This window comes from Flavobacterium limnosediminis JC2902, from assembly GCF_000498535.1.
Classification (GTDB): domain Bacteria; phylum Bacteroidota; class Bacteroidia; order Flavobacteriales; family Flavobacteriaceae; genus Flavobacterium; species Flavobacterium limnosediminis.
This window is the reverse complement of sequence record NZ_AVGG01000007.1, coordinates 343,095-364,379: the sequence shown is the minus strand read 5'-3', so window position 1 is coordinate 364,379 and position 21,285 is coordinate 343,095. Positions and strand designations below refer to the sequence as shown.

The 21,285-nt window shown below is 35.8% G+C and carries 15 protein-coding genes and 1 pseudogene; 13 read left to right on the top strand and 3 right to left on the bottom strand.

Annotated features, from left to right (window positions below; translation table 11 throughout):
- Nucleotide 1 precedes the first annotated feature (1 nt).
- The 8 genes and pseudogenes from FLJC2902T_RS09005 to FLJC2902T_RS16490 all read left to right on the top strand — a co-directional run bounded on the left by FLJC2902T_RS09005 (nt 2) and on the right by FLJC2902T_RS16490 (nt 9,484).
- Nucleotides 2-1,939, top strand: coding sequence for an efflux RND transporter permease subunit (locus FLJC2902T_RS09005; RefSeq protein WP_023579480.1), 1,938 nt, complete (start codon nt 2-4; stop codon nt 1,937-1,939).
- Entirely contained in the window at nt 1,926-3,179 is a 1,254-nt protein-coding gene (locus FLJC2902T_RS09000) for a TolC family protein (protein WP_035677971.1), read from the top strand. Before FLJC2902T_RS09005 ends, FLJC2902T_RS09000 begins: the two co-directional genes overlap by 14 nt.
- Nucleotides 3,180-3,181: 2 nt before the next feature.
- Nucleotides 3,182-4,426, top strand: a complete 1,245-nt coding sequence (locus FLJC2902T_RS08995; protein WP_023579478.1) for an efflux RND transporter periplasmic adaptor subunit — start codon at nt 3,182-3,184, stop codon at nt 4,424-4,426.
- Nucleotides 4,427-4,428: 2 nt separating this feature from the next.
- Nucleotides 4,429-5,649, top strand: coding sequence for an efflux RND transporter periplasmic adaptor subunit (locus FLJC2902T_RS08990; RefSeq protein ID WP_023579477.1), 1,221 nt, complete (start codon nt 4,429-4,431; stop codon nt 5,647-5,649).
- A gap of 49 nt (nt 5,650-5,698) precedes the next feature.
- Nucleotides 5,699-6,253 (top strand): AAA family ATPase, encoded by a 555-nt coding sequence (locus FLJC2902T_RS08985; RefSeq protein ID WP_023579476.1) that lies wholly within the window; start codon nt 5,699-5,701, stop codon nt 6,251-6,253.
- Between the two features lie 73 nt (nt 6,254-6,326).
- Nucleotides 6,327-8,861 (top strand): heavy metal translocating P-type ATPase, encoded by a 2,535-nt coding sequence (locus tag FLJC2902T_RS08980; protein WP_023579475.1) that lies wholly within the window; start codon nt 6,327-6,329, stop codon nt 8,859-8,861.
- A gap of 14 nt (nt 8,862-8,875) precedes the next feature.
- A pseudogene (locus FLJC2902T_RS16495) lies at nt 8,876-9,214 on the top strand (MerC domain-containing protein); the annotation flags it as partial.
- 48 nt (nt 9,215-9,262) lie between these two features.
- Nucleotides 9,263-9,484 (top strand): GDCCVxC domain-containing (seleno)protein, encoded by a 222-nt coding sequence (locus tag FLJC2902T_RS16490; RefSeq protein ID WP_035118559.1) that lies wholly within the window; start codon nt 9,263-9,265, stop codon nt 9,482-9,484.
- Between the two features lie 83 nt (nt 9,485-9,567).
- On the opposite strand, the gene FLJC2902T_RS08970 is transcribed toward FLJC2902T_RS16490, so the two are convergent.
- The 3 genes from FLJC2902T_RS08970 to FLJC2902T_RS08960 are packed head-to-tail and all read right to left on the bottom strand — an operon-like array spanning nt 9,568 to nt 12,440.
- Nucleotides 9,568-10,794 (bottom strand): hypothetical protein, encoded by a 1,227-nt coding sequence (locus FLJC2902T_RS08970; protein WP_035118373.1) that lies wholly within the window; start codon nt 10,792-10,794, stop codon nt 9,568-9,570.
- 1 nt (nt 10,795) lies between these two features.
- Nucleotides 10,796-11,236: a Rieske (2Fe-2S) protein gene (locus tag FLJC2902T_RS08965; protein WP_023579474.1), complete on the bottom strand. Its 441-nt coding sequence runs from the start codon at nt 11,234-11,236 to the stop codon at nt 10,796-10,798.
- A 1-nt stretch (nt 11,237) separates the two neighbouring features.
- Nucleotides 11,238-12,440, bottom strand: a complete 1,203-nt coding sequence (locus FLJC2902T_RS08960; RefSeq protein WP_035118371.1) for a di-heme oxidoredictase family protein — start codon at nt 12,438-12,440, stop codon at nt 11,238-11,240.
- Between the two features lie 122 nt (nt 12,441-12,562).
- Here FLJC2902T_RS08960 and FLJC2902T_RS16600 point away from each other — a divergent pair, with 122 nt between their 5' ends.
- The 5 genes from FLJC2902T_RS16600 to FLJC2902T_RS08940 all read left to right on the top strand — a co-directional run bounded on the left by FLJC2902T_RS16600 (nt 12,563) and on the right by FLJC2902T_RS08940 (nt 20,972).
- A complete protein-coding gene (locus FLJC2902T_RS16600; protein WP_234972663.1) occupies nt 12,563-12,889 on the top strand; it encodes a DUF6660 family protein in 327 nt (108 codons plus the stop codon).
- Nucleotides 12,890-12,987: 98 nt separating this feature from the next.
- Complete coding sequence (locus FLJC2902T_RS08955) at nt 12,988-17,307, top strand: CusA/CzcA family heavy metal efflux RND transporter (protein WP_023571593.1); 4,320 nt, start codon at nt 12,988-12,990, stop codon at nt 17,305-17,307.
- A gap of 11 nt (nt 17,308-17,318) precedes the next feature.
- Complete coding sequence (locus tag FLJC2902T_RS08950; protein ID WP_023571592.1) at nt 17,319-18,587, top strand: efflux RND transporter periplasmic adaptor subunit; 1,269 nt, start codon at nt 17,319-17,321, stop codon at nt 18,585-18,587.
- A 16-nt stretch (nt 18,588-18,603) separates the two neighbouring features.
- Entirely contained in the window at nt 18,604-18,969 is a 366-nt protein-coding gene (locus tag FLJC2902T_RS08945) for a DUF3703 domain-containing protein (RefSeq protein WP_035118369.1), read from the top strand.
- Between the two features lie 11 nt (nt 18,970-18,980).
- A complete protein-coding gene (locus tag FLJC2902T_RS08940) occupies nt 18,981-20,972 on the top strand; it encodes a heavy metal translocating P-type ATPase (RefSeq protein ID WP_023579472.1) in 1,992 nt (663 codons plus the stop codon).
- The last annotated feature ends 313 nt before the right edge of the window (nt 20,973-21,285 follow it).

The window sequence follows — 21,285 nt, the reverse complement described above, 5'->3', positions numbered from 1 at the left end:
GATGAAAGAGAAACTATTAAAAATATTCAAAAAAGAACAGGATCCATTATCTTCAGAAGAGAAACTCAAGATAATTGAAGCATCATCTAAATTGGTGGGGCCAGGGGTTTTTTATTCAACAATCATTGTAATTGCCTCTTTTTTACCGGTGTTTCTTCTGACGGGAATGGAAGGTAAATTATTTAGTCCATTAGCGTATACAAAATCCTTTATTCTTATTGTCGATGCTTTTTTGGCCATCACACTAACACCAGTGCTAATCAGCTTCTTACTCAAAGGAAAACTTCGTCCGGAAGAAAAAAATCCAATCAATAGCAAACTGGAAGCAATCTATACGCCAATATTAACCTTTTGTTTAAAATGGCGTAAAACAATATTGGGTTTCAATATTGCGGCATTACTGATTGGCGTGTTAATGTTTACCCGTTTAGGGTCGGAATTCATGCCTCCGTTAGATGAAGGCTCTATTTTATTTATGCCGGTAACATTACCGGATGTATCAAATTCTGAAGCAAAAAGGATTTTGCAAGTACAGGACAAACTAATAAAATCAGTACCAGAAGTAGATCATGTTTTAGGAAAAGCGGGTAGGGCAAACACAGCCACCGATAACAGTCCGATAAGTATGATTGAAACTATTATTTTGTTAAAACCCGAAACGGAATGGAGAGAGGACAAAACAAAAAATGATATTATCACTGAAATAAATAATAAACTGCAAATTCCTGGAGTAACAAACGGTTTTACACAGCCTATTATCAATCGTATCAACATGCTTTCTACGGGTATTCGAACGGATGTTGGAATAAAAATTTACGGTGCAAGTTTAGATACAATCGATGTTTTATCTCAAAAAATCAAAAAAACATTGGAGGGTACTTCAGGAGTAAAAGATTTATATGCAGAACCTATCACAGGTGGTAAATATATAGATATTGAAGCAAAACGAGAAGTTATTGGTCGATATGGACTTTCCATTGATGATATCAATAATGTTGTCGAAGCGGCTATCGGTGGAATGAAACTGACTACAACCATTGAAGGAAGACAACGATTCTCTGTAAATGCAAGATATGCTCAGGAATATCGAAATAGCCTTGACGCTTTAAAAAAATTGCAAATACAAACGATGCAATTTGGTCCAATTCCGTTGGAAACGGTTGCTGATGTAAAGATAAGTGATGGACCACCAATGATAAACAGTGAAAACGCAATGCTTCGAGGTAGTGTATTGTTTAATGTTCGTGAACGTGATTTGGGCAGTACGGTAAAAGAAGCACAGAAAAAATTAAATGCAATGATGACTAAAATGCCCAAAGGATATTACGTGGAATGGAGCGGACAATGGGAAAACCAAATCAGAGCTAACAAAACATTAAGTCTGATATTGCCTATAGTGGTCGTTATTATTTTCCTTATCCTATACTTTACCTATCGTTCCATGAAAGAAGCCTTAATCACCATGATAACCGTACCATTTGCATTAATTGGTGGAATTTTTATGGTCTATTTTTATGGTATTAACTTGTCTGTAGCGGTAGCTGTCGGGTTTATTGCCTTGTTTGGAATGGCCATAGAAACGGCAATGCTAATGACCATTTATTTAAATGAATCCATGAACAAAATGGTGGAGAAATACGGAAATAGCAATGAGGTTATCACCGAAGAAATATTGAGACAATATATTATTGATGGATCAGCAAAAAGGTTACGACCAAAACTAATGACGGTTTCCGTTTCATTATTTGGTCTGATTCCTATTCTTTGGGCAACAGGAACCGGAGCCGATGTAATGCTTCCTATTACTGTTCCACTTATTGGCGGTACAATTACGTCCACTATTTATGTTTTATTAGTAACACCAGTTGTTTTTGAAATGGTAAAACTCCGCGAGCTAAAAGCAAATGGTAAAATAGAAATTTTAGATGCTAAAGAATAAGTATTATATCGTAATAGGTTGTTTGATTTTAAGCCTCACTTCAAGTAGGGCTCAAACACTTTCGTTGGATGAAGTTTTGAAGAAAATAGAAACTGACAATCCGCAATTAAAAATGTATGACGCTGATATCCAAAGTATGGATACAGCTGCAAAAGGTGCTAAAAGCTGGATGCCACCACAGGTCGAAACAGGTTTTTTCATGACACCTTACAATTCTAAAATGTGGAAGGCTGATGAAATGTCACCCGGAATGGGGTCTTATATGTTGGGAATCACGCAAATGATACCGAATTCCAGAAAGCTGAATGCCGATTTTAAGTATATGAACGCAATGTCTTCCGTGGAAAAGGAAAACAAAAATTATACGATTAATCAGCTCAATGCTTTGGCAAAAACAAATTACTACCAATGGATTGTACTGAATAAGAAAATAAAAATTGCCAATGATAATTTATTGCTTTTGGACTACATGATTAAAAGTATGGAGATACGCTATCAATATAACATGGACAAACTACCAACATATTACAAAGCAAAATCTCAATACAGTGTATTACAAAGTATGATTGTCATGCTGCAAAATGACATAGCACAAAAACGAATTATGCTTAATATGCTGATGGCAAGGGATAAAAATACCCCATTTGATATTGATTCGGCATATAAATTAACCGATTTTAATCTGATAAAGACCGATACAACGCTGCTTTCCCAAAACAGAAGTGACATTAAAGCTATTGAAAAAACAATGGCGTTAAATCAACTGAAAATAGAAGCCGAAAAGACAAAGTTTTTGCCGGAGTTTGGAGTTAAATACGACCATATGTTTGCTTTTGGACAGCAACCCCAGCAATTCTCTTTAATGGGAATGGTTACCATTCCAATGCCTTGGTCAACCAAAATGAACAAAGCCAACATTAGTAGTTTTCAAATTAAAAATGAAAGTCTTAATTGGCAAAAACAAATGATACTGAATGAAGCGTCGGGAATGATTTCAGGAATGCAAACGGAACTGACAAATCTTAAAAAACAATATGATATAGCTGAAAAAAATATTATTCCGGCCTTGCGTAAAAACTACGATACTGCCATTATTGCCTGGCAAAATAATACGGGAGATTTGTTTGTTGTACTCGATGCCTGGGAAGCGTTAAATATGGCACAGATGGATTCGTTAGATAAATTACAAGCTATTTTGGCAACACAGGTTGAAATTGAAAAACAACTGGAAACGAAATAATTATGAACAGATATTTAAAATACAGCTTAATAACCATTGCGATTGTAACGATTGGGTTTGCAGTCTATTATTTTGCAACCAAATCGGATAACCATTCCAGTCACGAACAACAAGCAGTGGTTTATACCTGTTCGATGCATCCGGAAATTATTCGGGATAAACCGGGAAATTGTCCTATTTGCGGTATGACTTTAGTAAAAAAGATTACAAACAATCATACAGAAGAAAACAATTCAATCGAAAATGTTTTAAAGCCAACGGATAATTTTATTGTTGGAAATTATCAAACCACAATGGCAAAAGATACAACGATAAGCAATGTAATTAATTTACCTGGGCTTGTGGCATACGATCCAAATTCCTCCGTAAACATCGCGGCAAGAATAAGTGGAAGAATTGAAAAAATGTATGTGAATTACAAATACCAAAAGGTCACTAAAGGTCAAAAACTGTTTGATTTATACAGCCCCGAATTACTTACGGAACAGCAAAATTTCATTTATTTAATTTCAAATGATGCTGCTAATACTTCCATTGTTGAAGCTTCAAAACAAAAATTAATGCTCTACGGAATGAGCGGTAATCATATTAATTCCTTAATGGCAACAAAACGAGCAAATCCCGTAATTTCAATTTATAGCCCTGCTTATGGCATAATTGACGCGACGGAAACAATGGAGGTCAATAGTAATACAATGTCAAACGCAAGTGCTACTTCCGAAATACTAAATGTGAAGGAAGGAAACTATATAAAAAAGGGCGAAACTGTTTTTAAATTAGTGAATACCGATAAAGTATGGGGTGTTTTTAATGTTTTACAAGGATATAACGGATTACTAAAAATGAATCAACCCATTACCATTACTACAGAATTAGATGAAAATAACAGCATCAATGCAAATATAAATTTCATAGAAACGCAGTTTAACGCATCTGATAAATCCAATAGGATTCGGGTGTATTTAAATAATGCTAAATTAAAACTACCTATTGGTTTACGTTTGCAGGGTAGCGTAAAAACTAACCCGATTAAAGCGACTTGGTTACAAAAACAGGCATTCGTCAGCATTGGTAACAAGAAAATAGTTTTTATAAAAATGAATAACGGCTTTAAGGCAAAAGAAATAAAAACGGGAATTGAAATGGGAGATTATATTCAAGTCATCAACGGAATTTCCATTAAAGATACTATAGCTAAAAATGCACAGTATTTAATAGACAGTGAAAGCTTCATTAAAACCGAGTAAGAATGAAAAAGATGATAAACCGCAGTATTACAGTACTATTAGTATTCATGATGGTAATTGCATGTACTACTAAAAACAAAGAAGACCATTCAGGACATGATATGGGGAAAGAAACTACTTTCTACACGTGTTCCATGGATCCACAAATAAAAGAAGACAAACCGGGAAAATGTCCTATTTGTCACATGCCGCTAACTCCAATAAAAAACAACGATACTAAGGCAAACGAAATAAGTTTGAGCAAACAGCAAATGCAACTGGGAAACATTACCACCCAAACAATTGCAGCAACGCAAAACAGCTTAGAACAAAGCTATACGGGAGTTTTAACAATGAACCAAGAAAAAATCAATACCATTTCAGCAAGAGCAATGGGACGAATTGAAAAGCTTTATTTTAAAACGATTGGGGTATATGTGCGTAAAAATGATGCTTTGTATTCTTTATACAGTGAAGATATCGCCATAGCCAAACAGGATTATTTTACGGCTTACAAACAGCTTTCCATGCCGGGTGATTTTGGAAAAAATGCTCAAAATATGCTAAATGCGGCCAAACAAAAACTTTTGTTCTTCGGATTGTCGAATGCACAAATCGAGAACATAAGAAACAGCAAGGTAATTTCACCGTATACAACTTTTTACAGCACAACAAGTGGTTATATTTCAGAAATAATAGCCACAGAAGGAACTTATATGATGGAAGGTTCCCCTATAATAAAATTGGCTGATTTAAGTAATCTTTGGCTCGAAGCACAAGTAAACGTGAACTATTCAAAAAATGTTAGTCTTGGACAAAATGCCAAAGTTTCTTTTACCGATTTCCCCGATAAAACAATGAACGCGAAAGTTTCTTTCATCAATCCCGAAATCAATCCGGATACCCGACTGCTTTTAATCCGATTGCAAGTGCCAAATAAAAATTTGGAATTGAAACCCGGAATGCAGGCAATGGTTAAGTTAAACCAATCAATTAAAAAAGGGATTTTTATTCCGGTAGATGCGGTTATCCGAGAAGAAAATGCCTCTTACATTTGGATTGAAAAAAGTCCGGGGATATTCGAAAACCTTATGGTGGAGACAGGGATAGAAAGCAATGGATTGATAGAGATTAAATCAGAGCTTGATTCCTCTAAGAAGGTTGTAATTACTGGAGCGTATGCCATTAACAGTGAATATATATTTAGGAAAGGTACTGATCCAATGGAAGGAATGAAGATGTAGCAATCAAAATGGTTCTTAGGGATTACATGAACAAACTTAATTTTGAACAATGAATACAGATAGTATAGATAAGCCCAATATTCAAACAAACTGGTATGTCATTACAGGAGGTCCAAGTTCGGGTAAAACCACCACTGTCAATTTACTGAAAGAAAGAGGGTACATAACAACTTTTGAGCATGCGAGACATTATTTAGACACGCAACGACTAAAGGGAAGAACAGTTGAAGAAGCAAGAAAAAACCAAAGAGAATTCCAATTGGGAGTTTTGGATATGCAGATTGAACAAGAAAATGAAATTGCACCAAACGTTCAGGTATTTCTTGATAGAGCAATTCCGGACGCTCTTGCCTACTATCGTTTTTTAAACCTATCGGTAGATGAAAAGTTAGCTAAAGCACTACAAATGGTTTCTTATAAAAAGATTTTTATTCTGGATTCCCTTCCATTAAAAAATGATTATGCCCGAAGTGAAGATGAACAGGCACAAAAAAAAATTCATAAGTTAATTACCGAAGTTTACGAATCCTTACCCTTTCCGGTAGTTCATGTTCCGGTTCTATCGGCTGAAGAAAGGGTAGATTTTATTTTGAAAAATCTTTAATGATGAAAAAAAATAAACATTACTAAAGCTATCCAATAATTTATAAATCCCATTATTTTAAACAATTAAACTGATGACACATACGTATAATATAGCTGGTATGACATGTGATAACTGCAAGTCAAAAGTAGAAAATGCATTAAATACTATTGATGGGGTTGAAGCTACAGTTTCCTTAAACCCACCGATAGCCACTATAACTATGGAAAAGCACATACCGACGGAACAGCTTCAGCAAGCGCTTGCAATTGCCGGTAACTACACCATAACTATGAGCAATTTAGCTCATAACCATCAAACATCCGAAGCCGCGAGAGAAAAAGCATCTGTTGAACACCATACTCATCATTCCAAAATGACAATGGCAGTTTCCGGAAATACCAAAGGGAAATATTATTGTCCGATGCATTGCGAAGGAGATAAAACTTATGACAAACCAGGTAATTGTCCGGTTTGTGGAATGAATCTGGAAAAATTGGTTGAATTGGATACCATCCCAAAAATGTATACCTGTCCGATGCATCCCGAAGTTATTAAAGAGGGGCCAGGTTCTTGTCCTATTTGCGGAATGGATTTGGTTCCGATGGAACCAACGGATACTGAAGAAAACAGAACCTATCTGGATTTGCTGAAAAAAATGAAGATTGCCACGCTTTGTACGGTTCCGATTTTCATTATCGCCATGATGGAAATGCTGCATAACAACCCGTTGTTTCAGATAATGGACAGCAGCAAGTGGAACTGGGTGCAATTTCTGCTTTCGATTCCGGTTGTATTCTATGCAGGTTGGATGTTTTTTACCCGTGCATGGAAATCAATAATCACATGGAATTTGAATATGTTCACGCTGATTGGAATAGGAACCGGAGTAGCTTTTGTGTTTAGTATTGTAGGGATGTTGTTTCCGAATGTTTTCCCGGAAGAATTTAAAACCGAACACGGAACTATTCATCTTTATTTCGAAGCAGCAACAGTAATTATCACGTTGGTCTTGTTGGGACAACTATTAGAAGCTAGAGCGCACAGCCAAACCAGCGGTGCGATAAAAGAGTTATTGAAACTGGCGCCCACAGAAGCAACTTTAGTGGAAAACGGAAAGGATAAAGTCATTTCCATTCATGATATTAAGAAAGGGGATTTATTACGTGTAAAACCCGGAGACAAAATTCCTGTTGATGGGAAAATCATGGAGGGCACAAGTACTATTGATGAATCTATGATTACCGGAGAGCCCATACCGGTAGATAAAAAAACTGGAGACGAGGTAACTTCCGGTACTATAAACGGAAATAGATCTTTTGTAATGGTTGCCGAGAAAGTTGGTTCAGAAACACTATTGTCGCAAATTATTAAAATGGTTAATGATGCGAGTCGCTCAAGAGCACCAATCCAAAAATTAGCCGATAGTATTTCAAAATACTTTGTCCCCATTGTGGTAATTATTGCAGTACTAACATTTTTCGTTTGGGCAAAATTCGGACCTGATCCGGCATTAGTTTACGGTTTCATCAATGCGGTTGCAGTCTTAATTATTGCGTGTCCTTGTGCTTTAGGACTAGCAACGCCAATGTCAGTAATGGTTGGGGTAGGTAAGGGAGCACAATCAGGTGTTTTGATAAAAAATGCAGAAGCGTTAGAAAACATGAACAAAGTTGATGTTTTAATAACCGATAAAACTGGGACTATTACTGAAGGAAAACCATCAGTAGAAAAAATTTATGCATCTAATAGTGACGAAAATAGTTTATTGCAAAATATTGCTTCTTTAAATCAATATAGCGAACATCCATTGGCACAGGCCGTTGTAAATTACGCTAAAACAAAAAACACTTCTTTGATCGAGGTTAAAGATTTTGAAAATGTTACTGGAAAAGGAGTTGTTGGTACAGTAAACAGTAAAATAGTAGCATTAGGAAATAAAAAGCTAATGGAGCAAGTGAATGTAGTTGTTTCGGATGACATAGAAAATCGAATTATAACCGAACAAAAACTAGGAAAAACAGTATCCTATATAGCAGTGGATAATATAGCAGTCGGTTTTGTATCGATTACCGATGCTATTAAATCATCTAGTGCAGCAGCGATTAAAGAACTAATGCGCCAAGGAGTCGAGGTAATTATGCTTACAGGCGATAATGCTAATACTGCTAAAGCTGTAGCCGATATACTGCATTTAAGTTCTTTCAAAGCCGGTTGTTTACCAGAAGATAAACTTAAAGAAATTAAGCGATTACAATCCGAAGGCAAAATTGTTGCAATGGCAGGCGACGGAATAAACGACGCACCAGCCTTAGCGCAATCCGATATAGGAATTGCAATGGGAACCGGAACCGATGTAGCCATAGAGAGTGCTAAAATTACATTAGTAAAAGGTGATTTGCAGGGAATCGTAAAGGCTAAAAATCTAAGCCATTCCGTGATGAAAAACATCAAGCAAAATTTATTCTTTGCTTTTATATACAATGTATTGGGAGTACCTATTGCAGCAGGCGTTTTATATCCGACATTCGGAATTTTATTATCACCCATGATTGCCGCATTAGCAATGTCTTTTAGTTCTGTATCAGTAATTGCAAATGCCCTGAGATTACGAAATTTAAAAATTTAAAAACAAAAACAAAAATGAAAATAATTAATAACATTGATAAATTAGGTACGATTGGACTTTTCTTCACAGCACTATTTTCGCCTTGCTGTTTTCCGCTATTTGCATTTGGTGCTTCAGCTCTTGGACTCGGCAGCTTTGAATTATTTGGTGGATGGACGATGTGGATTTTTCAAGCAATGGTTTTAATTTCAATTGTTGGCTTAATCATTTCTTACCGTAAACATCGTTGCGTGTATCCTTTATTAATAGCAATACCAAGTGGAATATTAATATTCTTCGCATATTATTTTAGTAAATCGGAAAATGCAGTCTATTTAATTTATTCTGGTATGCTTGGGCTTTTTATTGCTACAATAGCAAATTATTATCAAAATAAAGTTCAGGGTAATTGTAATACCTGTATTTCGTATGGAGGAAAAGAGGTTGAATTAAAATCTACGATTACTTGTCCCAATTGCGGGCATAAAAAGGAAGAAATGATGCCTACTGATGCATGTCAGTATTTTTACGAATGTGAAAAATGCAAAACAGTATTAAAACCGAAACAGGGTGATTGTTGCGTTTATTGCAGTTACGGAACTGTAAAATGTCCACCCATACAAGCAGACGGAGATTGTTGCTAGCAAAATTTATTAGTCATGGGAAAAACATAGTTAATTTGCATGAAAAACTTTTCTGATCTTGGGTGATTTTCATGCAAATCAGACTAAAAATAAGTGGAAAACCCAAATTGAATCCCAGCTGTCTTCGAAGGATCATTACCAAAAATATCTGTTTCCCAAATATAGCGGTAATTCATTCTGAAAACCGTTTGTGAAGAGGGTCTGAAACTGATTCCCGGAGTTATAGCCATTACATCATCGTGGATATTCTCGTTAGTTTCTTTAAACGTTCCAACATTATAATCTGTGTATTCCATTCTAAAAGCCAAATTAAGTGTGCTGTTTTGCCAACCCAATACATCGCGCTTTAAAATGGGTTGCACAATATCGATAAAGCCCCCTTTTTGTTTTGAGCCAAATTGTTGAGTATAGGTGTCAGGAACATCTATATAAGCCCAAACCCATTCCGTATTGATGTATGTTTTTAGTTTCGGGAGCACTGTGTTAAAATCCAATGCGAATAAGTCCACTCTACGTTTTTTGTCAATTTGAATACCGTCTTCCTGAAATTTGTTGTACACACCACCCATCCAAGAAATACCAAATTCACCTATTTTTCTGTGTTTTAATGCAGTCTTGGCGGTAATCAATGGTACTCCGTTAAAACTTTCCTCAAAGCGTTCTTTATTTTCTTTTGAAGCAGGAAGCCATGTTCTGTTTTCGGTATTCGATATAATCGTATCATCAAAACCATTGGAGAAATAACCTTCATACGCCCAAACCAAATTATTTTTGGCATACTTTCCGAAAAAACCAAAACCAACATTACTCCATGTAGATGGGATTATGGTTGTTGAAGATATTGGACGGTCAATGAATTCCCATTTTGGACCGTCGTGATTTTGGTTGAAAGAGCCAATAGGGTTCATAATAATACCACCACGCAAATTGAATAGTGGATGTAACTCCACATCAAGCGAAGCAAATTCAATATTTATTTCTTTTCCGCCTTCTTCAAACTCAATTTCCGATAAAAATTTAATTCGGTTTCTGATGGTGGATGAAACAAATAATGTCATTCTCGGCATCTGAAAAGACATACCTTCTGTGACTCCATCAGTAGCAAAATAACTCGTATTGGCTTCAACATAACCACCTATGGAAATGGGAAGTTTCCCTAATTTCAAAAACGGACGTGCATAAACTGCATCCATATTCAAAGCTAATTTTGTAGTGTCTTTTTGTGTCGTTACGACTTTTGTTGAATCAACCTGTGCCAGTACTGAAAAATTAAAAAATAAGATTAATACAGTTATATATAGTGATTTCATTTTAGGATAATTGAATGTAAATGTTTTGTGCATCGGTTTGCACTTTAAATGCGGTTAATTGTTGTTCTGCGGGTCCTTGAATAACCTCACCGTTTTTACCAAATTCGCTTCCATGAGCTGAACAGGTTAATACATCACCATTAACGGTAAGTTCGGCTCCTTGATGAGAGCATCTTAACAAAAATGCTGAATAAGTATCATTTAGGTTTTTGTATATGATAATCGGATAGTTGATACCTTCTATTTTGCTAACAACATGATTTCTGTAACGAATGGTGTCGTTTTTGATTATTTCAAATTCTTTTTTAGACACAATCAATCGATTGCCTTGAACATTTGTAGAAGCATAATGAGTTGTTCCACAACTTTGCATCATCCCAGACAATCCAAAAACTCCTAAACAGGAAAAGCCACAAATCTTTAAAAATTCTTTTCTGTCCATACTATAAACTTTCAATGAATTTTATCAGTTTTTGTTTTTCACCCGATGTTAATTGCTGGTACGCATTTTTACTGCTGTTAGCTTCACCGCCGTGCATTAAAATTGCTTCTTCAATACTTCTGGCTCTACCGTCATGCAGTAAAAAATATTGTCCACCTTGCGATTTTTTAGCCAGCCCAATTCCCCATAAAGGCGGAGTTCTCCATTCGCTTGTTAATGCAGTTCCTTCTGTATAACCGTCGTTTAAGCCACTTCCCATATCGTGTAACAGTAAATCGGTATATGGGTAAAAAGTTTTGTTGGATAAACTGGCAATATCACTGTTTGGTGTTGTCCATTGCGGTTTATGGCATTCTGCACATTTTAAATTTGAGAATAAAGCTTCACCTGCTTGAACTTCAGCATCATTTTGATTTCTTCGTTTGGGTGCTTTTAAGGTTCTCAAGTAAAACACTACACTGTTTACTGTTTTGTTTGAAACTTCAGGGTCAATTTCTAATCCCGAATAGGTGTCGATTGGAGAAAAAGAAGAGGTAATTCCCATGTCCTGATTATAGGCATTAACGGTTTGATGCAACAAATCGATAGCTGCCGCTTTTTTTCCGTAGCGACCAATGTATTTTCCGTTAATTTCCTGATGAAACCATTTTGGCAAAAAGAAAGCTGGAGGTGTAATATAGTTTGGTACACCTGAAATTCCATCTCCATTATTATCATTGGGGTCTGCATTTGCTAAAATTTGTGCATCGGTTAAAGCGGCTAAAAAACCTAAACCTGTATTTGCAGGAGGCATAAACTTAGCTGAAGTAGCTCCCGCAGGAATTTGCTCTGGTAAATACCCCGGTAAGGCTCTGTTTTGCAACTGTGGCGCACCCAAATGCATGAATTGATTACCTGTGGCATCTGTTTGTCCAAATCGGGTTAAAGTAGTAAAAGGATGTCCTTTTCCGTCCCCCGCATGACAGGACACACAACTGGTAGAAACAAATAATGGTCCCAAACCTGTTTCGGTTGTAAATACTTCTTCATTGAAAGCAACATCACCTTCTAAGAATTCTAACATTTCCGAAGAAGTCAATCCTTCAACGGGCCCGTCTAAAATTTCTTCATCGGCAGGAGCATCTGTTAATATATCTTCACAAGAGGTTAGGGTGCTTATCCCTAAAGTCATAACAATTAAAATTAGATATGCCTTGTTTTTCATTTTTATATATGCTTAATATTATTTTTAGGCAAAGCTAAAAAAATATTTCGAATCGCATCAAATTGCATTAAAAAAATAAAATGTGATTAGTTCATATAAATTTTATTGCTATTTTTACACTCGTGAAATGGTTAAATATCATATTATCAATTTATTTAATAGTCTTGGCATCTATGCCTTGTGCTGATATGGAAGTAAATAGTGCTGGGCATTCTTTGGAAGCGCATCGGGCTGACCATGACAACCATTCACACGACAAGAGTAAAGATTTGTGTTCGCCTTTTTGCATTTGCAATTGCTGTGGAGCGCAGGTTTTGAGTTACTTTCCTTCCATCAGTTATGATTTTCCTGTAATTTCTACAGTTATAAAGACCAAAGAGCCATTTTATAAGCCAGTTTTTGCTTCCTATTTCTTTGGAAGTATTTGGCAACCTCCTCAAATAGTATAATGATGCCCGAGTAATTTCGGGTTAGAAAAGTGTGTTTTAATCACATATAATGGCAAGTACTTTAATTTGCTAATTTCTAATTCATTACAATATTTTCAATGTTAGACAAAATAATACAATTCAGTATAAAGAATAAATTCATTATACTATTGCTAACCTTAGTCCTTATAGCGTGGGGTAGCTATTCTATTAAACAATTACCGCTTGATGCTTTGCCTGATGTAACCAATAATCAGGTACAAATTATTACTACTGCGCCCACTCTTGCCAGTCAGGAAGTGGAGCAATTAATTACCTATCCGTTAGAGCAATCCGTTAAAACCATCCCCAAAGTAATTGAGTTACGAAGTATTTCTCGTTTCGGGCTTTCGGTAGTTACGGTTGTTTTCAAAGACGATGTAGATATATATTGGGCAAGGGAACAAATTTTTCAACGATTAAAGCAAGCCGAAGAAAATATACCTGACTATGCTGGTTCGCCTGAATTGGCACCAATTTCAACAGGTCTTGGAGAAATTTATCAGTATGATGTATATGCTAAAAAAGGGTATGAAGATAAGTACGATGCCATCAAATTAAGAACCATTCAAGATTGGATAATTATACCACAATTACAAGGTATTGAAGGCGTTGCTGAAGTGAGCACTTGGGGTGGAAAATTAAAACAATATGAAGTTGCAGTTAATCCAAACACACTCAATAGTTTAGGCGTTACTATCACTGAGATTTTTGATGCGTTAGAAAAAAATAATCAAAATACTGGTGGTGCCTATATTGAAAAAGACCAATACGCTTATTTCATTCGTGGTGTGGGTATGGCAACGGGCATCAAGGATTTAGAAAATGTAGTAGTCAAAAACCGAAATGGTGCTCCTGTTTTAGTGCGTGACGTTGCAACAGTACGTGAAGGTATTGCATTGCGATATGGTGCCTCTACAAAAGACGGTAAAGGAGAAATTGTTTGCGGTTTAGCATTAATGTTAAAAGGCGAAAATTCCAGTGCTGTAGTGGAAAGAGTGAAAGAAAAAATGGTTCAAATCAATAAAACGTTACCTGAAGGAGTAGTTGCCGAAGCCTTTATTGACAGAGGTAAATTAGTAGACAACGCCATAGGAACGGTTACAAAAAATCTATTGGAAGGAGCTTTAATCGTAATTTTTGTACTGATATTATTTTTAGGAAATCTTCGTGCCGGATTAATCGTAGCTTCCGTAATTCCTTTGTCAATGCTTTTTGCAGTAATCCTGATGAATTACTTTGGTGTGAGTGGAAACTTAATGAGTTTAGGTGCAATCGATTTTGGTATCATTGTCGATGGGGCAGTTATTATTGTCGAAGCCACAATGCACCATTTACAAAAACTCAAAAGGCAAAAGGATTTAACCCAATCCGAAATGGATAGCGAGGTATATAAATCTGCTTCAAAAATCAGAAATAGTGCAGCATTTGGGGAAATAATAATTCTTATCGTATATCTGCCAATATTAGCCTTAGTAGGAACAGAAGGTAAAATGTTCAAACCAATGGCAATGACAGTAGGTTTTGCAGTTATTGGAGCATTTATTTTATCATTGACTTATGTGCCAATGATGAGTGCTATGTTCTTATCGAAAAATACTGAGCATAAATCGAATTTTAGCGATAGAATGATGGCGTGGTTCGAGAAGATATATACCCCTTTTTTAGAAAAAGCATTGCAAATTAAAAAATCGGTTTTAGTAATCGCATTAGGATTATTTGCTTTGGCTGTAATAACTTTTCAAAATATGGGTGGCGAATTTATTCCAACCATTGAAGAAGGCGATTTAGCCATTAATGCTACCATTATGACAGGTAGTTCATTAACCCAAATGGTAGAAACAACAACCAAATATGAGAAAATTCTAAAAGCAAAATTCCCAGAAATTAAAACCATCGTTACCAAAATTGGAAGTGGAGAAATCCCAACCGACCCAATGCCAATTGAAAGTGGCGATTTGATTATTGTTTTGAAAGACAAATCTGAGTGGACATCTGCCGATAATTGGGAAGATTTAGCCAATTTGATGAAAGAAGAAATGGAAGCTATTCCTGGGGCGAATATCGAAATTTCACAGCCTATTCAAATGCGTTTTAACGAATTAATGACGGGTAGCCGAAGCGATATAGCCATTAAAATTTTTGGTGACGATTTAGAAGTTTTAGATACAAAAGCCAAAGAATTGATTTCTAAAATAAATAAAATAGAAGGTATTGGCGATTTAAAGGCTGATAAAGTAACCGGACTCCCACAAATAACTGTAAAATACGATTACAATAAAATTGCATTGTATGGTTTAAATATTACTGATGTCAATAAAATTATTCGTTCCTCGTTTGCAGGGGAAAGCGCAGGAAAAATCTATGAAGAGAGTAAGCGTTTTGATGTTGTGGTTAGAATGGATGCAGCCAACAGAAGCGATATTACAGACGTAAGCAATTTGTTTATTCCATTGCCAAATGGTCAGCAAGTACCACTATCCCAAGTGGCTGCCATTAGTTATGAGCAAGGTCCTGTACAAGTTTCTCGTGAAAATGGAAAGCGTAGAATAACAGTTGGGTTAAATGTTCGTGGTCGTGATATAAAAAGTGTGGTAGAAGAAATTCAGCAAAAACTGGAAACCAATTTCAAGCTTCCTGCGGGTTACTATATTACTTATGGCGGACAATTTGAAAATTTGGTTGAAGCCAATAAGCGTCTTTCAATAGCGTTGCCCATTGCATTAGGACTTATCATGGTTTTACTGTTTTTTACATTCAACAGTGTGAAACAGTCCTTGTTAATCTTCACCGCGATTCCTTTATCAGCGATAGGTGGTGTTTTTGCGTTATGGCTTAGAGGAATGCCTTTTAGTATTTCAGCAGGAATTGGATTTATTGCTTTGTTTGGTATTGCCGTTTTAAACGGAATTGTATTGATTTCCTATTTCAATCAACTAAAATCAGAAGGTATAACCGATCCGTTGCAACGTGTATTAATGGGGACAAAAACAAGACTTAGACCTGTGTTAATGACAGCGGCAGTGGCTTCTTTAGGATTTATGCCTATGGCATTATCAACCAGTGGCGGTGCCGAAGTACAAAAACCATTGGCAACAGTAGTTATAGGCGGTTTGTTCTCGGCAACATTACTGACATTAATAGTATTACCAATACTTTATTTATTATTTGAAAACGGAATGAAAATAAGAAAATTTAAAAAAAGACAACCATTTGTAACCCTTTGGTTTCTATTGATTAGCTGTGTAGCATTATCACAAAACAAGCAAACGGTAACTTTAGACCAAGCAATTACCTTAGCCAAGAAAAGCAATATCGATTTAAAAATTGCCGATAAAGAAATTGAAAAACAAACGACGCTTAAAAAAGCGGCATTTCAAGTAGATCCTTTGCAAGTCCAATACCAAGGCGGACAGTTTAATAGTGTTGATTATGACCATAATGTTTCTGTTCAGCAATATTTCCCAATTGGTAAAATCACTAAGGCAAACAGACAATTACAGGAAGAATTGGCAAAATTAGCTGAGAAAAGAAAAGCCTTATCAGAATACGAAATTGAAAAAGCGGTAACATTAGCTTACTATCAATATTTGTATGGTGTTTCCATTCAAAAGTTAAACAACGAATTGAGTGACATTTATATCAAGTTTTTAAAAAATGCTGAACTTCGTTTTCAAACAGGTGAAAGTGGTAATATAGAAGTCATAAGTGCCAAAGCCAAGGTAAAAGAAATTGAAACCCAAAAATTACAGTTGGAATACGATTTGGCGGTGTATCAAAAGCAGTTACAGTATTTTATCCAAACCGATGAAAATATTGTTCCTGATGCCGCAACTCCGTTAAAGTATGAAAAGAATGTTTCAATTGCCGAGGATAAAGTGCAAGGATTGGTAAACGATTATTACACCCAACAAATTTCAGTTTATCAAAAAGAAGCCAATATTTTCAAGGCAATGAGAACACCAAAATTAGGATTAGGTTATTTTGGACAGACCATCGATACAAAATCTTATTTCCAAGGATTTACGGCGGGGCTACAAATTCCACTTTTTGGAGGTGTAAATTCGGCTCGTGCCAAGGCTTCAGAAATAAGTGTGGTACAGGCACAACTGGAATTAGATAAAAGTAAATTAGCTTTAAAACTGCAAAAAGAAGAATTGAAAAGCGAGTTCGATAAACAGAACAAAGCAATGCTGTATTATCAAAATGAAGGATTGCAATACGCAGACCAAATCATAACAACGGCACAAAAAAGTTATGCCAATGGCGATATGAGTTACTGGTCGTACATCAGTTTTTTAAATCAGGCAATCGATATAAAAAAGCAAAATGCCGAAGCGGTAAATGCTTATAATCAAAGCGCTATTCAATTGCAATTCCCATCTTTTAGCAATAATTAATACTCAACAAAATGAAAAATATATTTTTAAAAATAAATTATAATCTGGGTTCGTTCTTCAATCTCTTTGTTCTATTTTCTTTTCTCTTTTTTCTAAATTCTTGTGGCGAGAAGAAAACCGAAGAAGCCCACGAGGAAGAAAAGTCAGAAACCGAAGTAGCGTTGACCGAAGCGCAATTCAAAACCATTGGTATTGTAACGGGTAGTATTGAAATGAAAAATCTTAATACCGTAATTAAAGCTAACGGATATACAGCAGTTCCGCCACAAAATATGGCTAATATTTCAACTTTAATAGGAGGCGTTGTTAAAGATATTTATGTGTTAGAAGGTACATTTGTTGCAAAAGGCAAAACATTGGCAACCATTCAAAATCTTGAAGTTACAGAAATGCAGGAAGATTATAATTCTGCCATTGCTAACATTGAATACCTGCAATTGGAATACAACCGTCAAAAAACATTGAGCGATGAAAATGTAAATCCTCGCAAAACATTTCAGGAAGTAAAGTCAAAATTAGCAGTTGAAAGAGCAAGAGCACAAGCCGCTAAAAATAAACTACAAGCATTACACGTAAGTTTAAGCGGAAGTACTTCACTTATTCCTATTGTTTCTCCAATTAGTGGTTACGTAGGTAAAATAAGCATAACCAAAGGCGCTTTTGCAGAAACAGGAGTGACACTTTTTGAAGTGGTTGACAATAGCCAAATGCATTTGGATTTGAATGTATTTGAAAAAGATTTAGGCAAAATTTCAGTAGGTCAGGAAGTCGATTTTGTTTTAACCAATCAATCCAACAAATCCATCAAAGGGAAAATATTCGGTATTAATAAATCCTTTTCTAATGAAAGTAAGTCGGTAGCCGTACACGCAAAAATTAATCCAAGCGATGCTAAAGATTTAATTTCAGGAATGTATGTAGCTGCTAATATCAATATTACCAATCAAACGGTTCAGGCATTGCCAAAAGATGCCATTGTTAGAAACGGAGATAAATATTTTATTTACATTCAAGAAGAACACAGCGAAGAAGCACCAAAAGCTAAAGTAGAAGAGCATATACACAAAGAAGGCGAAGCCCATTCGGAACACGCAGAAGGCGAAGAAGAAGGACACAATGAAATTCACTTTAAAGCCATTGAAGTAGTTCCTGGCACTACAGATTTAGGTTATACCGAAGTCAAATTGGTTGGGGAAATTCCTGCGGATGCAAAAATAGTAATCAAAGGGGCGTTCTATCTATTAGCAACTTCTAAAGGAGGTGGAGAACACGAACACTAACTAATACTTTAATGTTATGAAAATTAACACAATAATGCCAAGTATTCTAATTCCTTTTTATAAAAAAGAGTTAGAAGCATTCAAGGACAATTTACAGATAGATAACCTAAATATGGCTTGGTATCACTTAGAGCGGGCGCACATTATAGGGCAAAAGTATCCTTATGAGCATTCCTATGTGCATTGGAAAATGTTGCAATTTGGCTTTAAAATAAAAAGTACCAGAGAGGTAATCGGACAAATACCAAGATTACTCATTGGAGGCGTTAAGTCATTTGTAGGTCATATTCCGGTGGGTAATACAGGTGGTTCAAATGTGCCACCATTAAAATCGATGGAAATACCAAAAGACATTCAGGAAATTATCAATGCTAATTCTTAAAATAATCCAATATGGAACATCAGCATAAATACGATGCAACAGGTAAGCAGCTATGCTGCACACTTGAGGATAAAATAAATCACGAAAGCGAGAAGCATTCTGATGACGATGGTCATAATCACGAACATTCGCACGAAAGTACAAGTACTTTTAAAATGTTTGTCCCGGCGATTATAAGCTTTACATTGTTACTTGTGGCAATAGGTTTTGATAATTATTTTACTCAAACGTGGTTTAAGGGTTGGGTGCGAATTGGGTGGTATATTTTAGCTTATATTCCTGTCGGTTTACCGGTAGTAAAAGAAGCCGTAGGAAGTATGCGCAAAGGCGAAATATTTTCAGAGTTTCTATTAATGAGTATTGCAACTATTGGAGCATTTGCTATTGGTGAATACCCCGAAGGTGTTGCGGTAATGCTATTTTATGCCATTGGAGAAATATTCCAAACATTAGCCGTTACAAGAGCAAAATCCAATATTAAATCGTTACTTGACCAGCGACCGGATGAAGTAACCATTCTTGAAAATAAGATGGCTAAAATCATAAAAGCTTCGGAAGCTAAAATTGGAGATATTATTCAGCTTAAAGCAGGGGAGAAATTGGGTTTAGATGGTGAACTGCTTTCTGAAACGGCATCCTTCAACACAGCGGCTTTAACAGGAGAAAGTAAACCCGATACAAAAAGTAAAGGCGAAACAGTTTTAGCGGGAATGATAAATCTGAATACTGTTTCGCAAGTAAAAGTAACCACGGCATATACAGACAGTAAGCTAAGTAAAATTTTAGAATTAGTACAAAATGCCACCGCACAAAAAGCACATACAGAACTATTCATAAGGAAGTTTGCCAAAATTTATACGCCTATTGTAGTGTTTTTAGCTGTTGCTATTTGTGTTTTGCCAATGCTGTTTGTTGATAATTATGTTTTTAGTGAATGGCTATACAGAGCTCTAGTATTCTTGGTTATTTCGTGCCCTTGCGCTTTAGTAATCAGTATTCCGTTAGGATATTTTGGAGGAATTGGTGCAGCCAGTAAAAACGGAATCCTTTTCAAAGGAAGCAATTTTCTTGATGTAATGGCAACTATTCAGAACGTAGTAATGGACAAAACCGGAACAATGACCGAAGGCGTTTTTAATGTTCAGGAGGTTGTCATTAAGCCAGAATTCGATAAAAATGAAATTTTACGAATGGTCAATGCACTTGAAGGACAAAGTACCCATCCTGTTGCTACAGCTATTCATCAATTTGTTGGAACAATTGATACATCAATAGTTTTGCAAAATACAGAAGAGATATCAGGTCACGGATTAAAAGCCACTGTAAACGGCAAAGAATTATTGGTTGGTAATTTCAAACTGATGGACAAATTTTCTATTTCGTATGATATTGATCCAACAAGTATTGTTTATACTTTAATCGCTATTGCATACGATTCTAAATTTGCGGGATACATTACCATTGCCGATAGTATCAAAGAAGATGCTCAAATTACCATTGAAATGCTCAAATCGTTAGGTGTCAAAACAACAATGTTAAGTGGCGATAAAAATACAGTGGTACAATTTGTAGCTCAAAAACTCGGAATTGTCAATGCCTTTGGCGATTTACTTCCCGAAGACAAGGTAAACAAGGTAAAAGAAATTAAGTCTAAAAAGGAAACCGTCGCTTTTGTTGGTGATGGTGTAAACGATGCTCCGGTAGTAGCTTTAAGTGATGTAGGTATTGCTATGGGAGGATTAGGAAGCGATGCCACCATAGAAACGGCTGATGTAGTGATACAAGACGATAAACCAAGTAAAATTGCAATGGCAATCAATATTGGGAAACAAACTAAAAAAATTGTGTGGCAAAATATTGGATTAGCATTTACCGTAAAAGCGATTGTGCTTATACTCGGTGCAGGAGGTTTAGCCACGATGTGGGAAGCCGTTTTTGCCGATGTAGGTGTGGCTTTATTGGCAATCCTTAATGCGGTTCGGATTCAAAAAATGAAATTTTAAGTGTTAGTTATATTATTCAAATGAAAGAGATGTTTGCTGTAATAAGTAAGCATCTTTTTTTTTGCATAATAGTCATTATCTCATTCAGCTACACAAAAACTGTCTTTAGTCCAAGTATTCCTAAAGCAAGTTCTTTGTTTGCTTCATTTCGCTAATTTCCTTAAGTGTAATTATTAATCGTTTCATTTATTATGTGAGTAGCTCAGTAGAATTATTTGCCAACGCTCTAAAAAAAATACTGTCACAGTTTTTAGTACAAAAACACATATGCTTCGCAACTTGTGCCAGTAATTTTTTTCCCCAAGCTGTGTTA

Coding starts and splice junctions, on each gene's coding strand:
- FLJC2902T_RS08990 (WP_023579477.1), top strand. CDS start 4,429: ATGAAAAAGATGATAAACCGCAGTATTACAGTACTATTAGTATTCATG.
- FLJC2902T_RS08980 (WP_023579475.1), top strand. CDS start 6,327: ATGACACATACGTATAATATAGCTGGTATGACATGTGATAACTGCAAG.
- FLJC2902T_RS08985 (WP_023579476.1), top strand. CDS start 5,699: ATGAATACAGATAGTATAGATAAGCCCAATATTCAAACAAACTGGTAT.
- FLJC2902T_RS08945 (WP_035118369.1), top strand. CDS start 18,604: ATGAAAATTAACACAATAATGCCAAGTATTCTAATTCCTTTTTATAAA.
- FLJC2902T_RS08940 (WP_023579472.1), top strand. CDS start 18,981: ATGGAACATCAGCATAAATACGATGCAACAGGTAAGCAGCTATGCTGC.
- FLJC2902T_RS08955 (WP_023571593.1), top strand. CDS start 12,988: ATGTTAGACAAAATAATACAATTCAGTATAAAGAATAAATTCATTATA.
- FLJC2902T_RS08965 (WP_023579474.1), bottom strand. CDS start 11,236: ATGGACAGAAAAGAATTTTTAAAGATTTGTGGCTTTTCCTGTTTAGGA.
- FLJC2902T_RS08995 (WP_023579478.1), top strand. CDS start 3,182: ATGAACAGATATTTAAAATACAGCTTAATAACCATTGCGATTGTAACG.
- FLJC2902T_RS08960 (WP_035118371.1), bottom strand. CDS start 12,440: ATGAAAAACAAGGCATATCTAATTTTAATTGTTATGACTTTAGGGATA.
- FLJC2902T_RS08950 (WP_023571592.1), top strand. CDS start 17,319: ATGAAAAATATATTTTTAAAAATAAATTATAATCTGGGTTCGTTCTTC.
- FLJC2902T_RS09000 (WP_035677971.1), top strand. CDS start 1,926: ATGCTAAAGAATAAGTATTATATCGTAATAGGTTGTTTGATTTTAAGC.
- FLJC2902T_RS08970 (WP_035118373.1), bottom strand. CDS start 10,794: ATGAAATCACTATATATAACTGTATTAATCTTATTTTTTAATTTTTCA.
- FLJC2902T_RS09005 (WP_023579480.1), top strand. CDS start 2: ATGAAAGAGAAACTATTAAAAATATTCAAAAAAGAACAGGATCCATTA.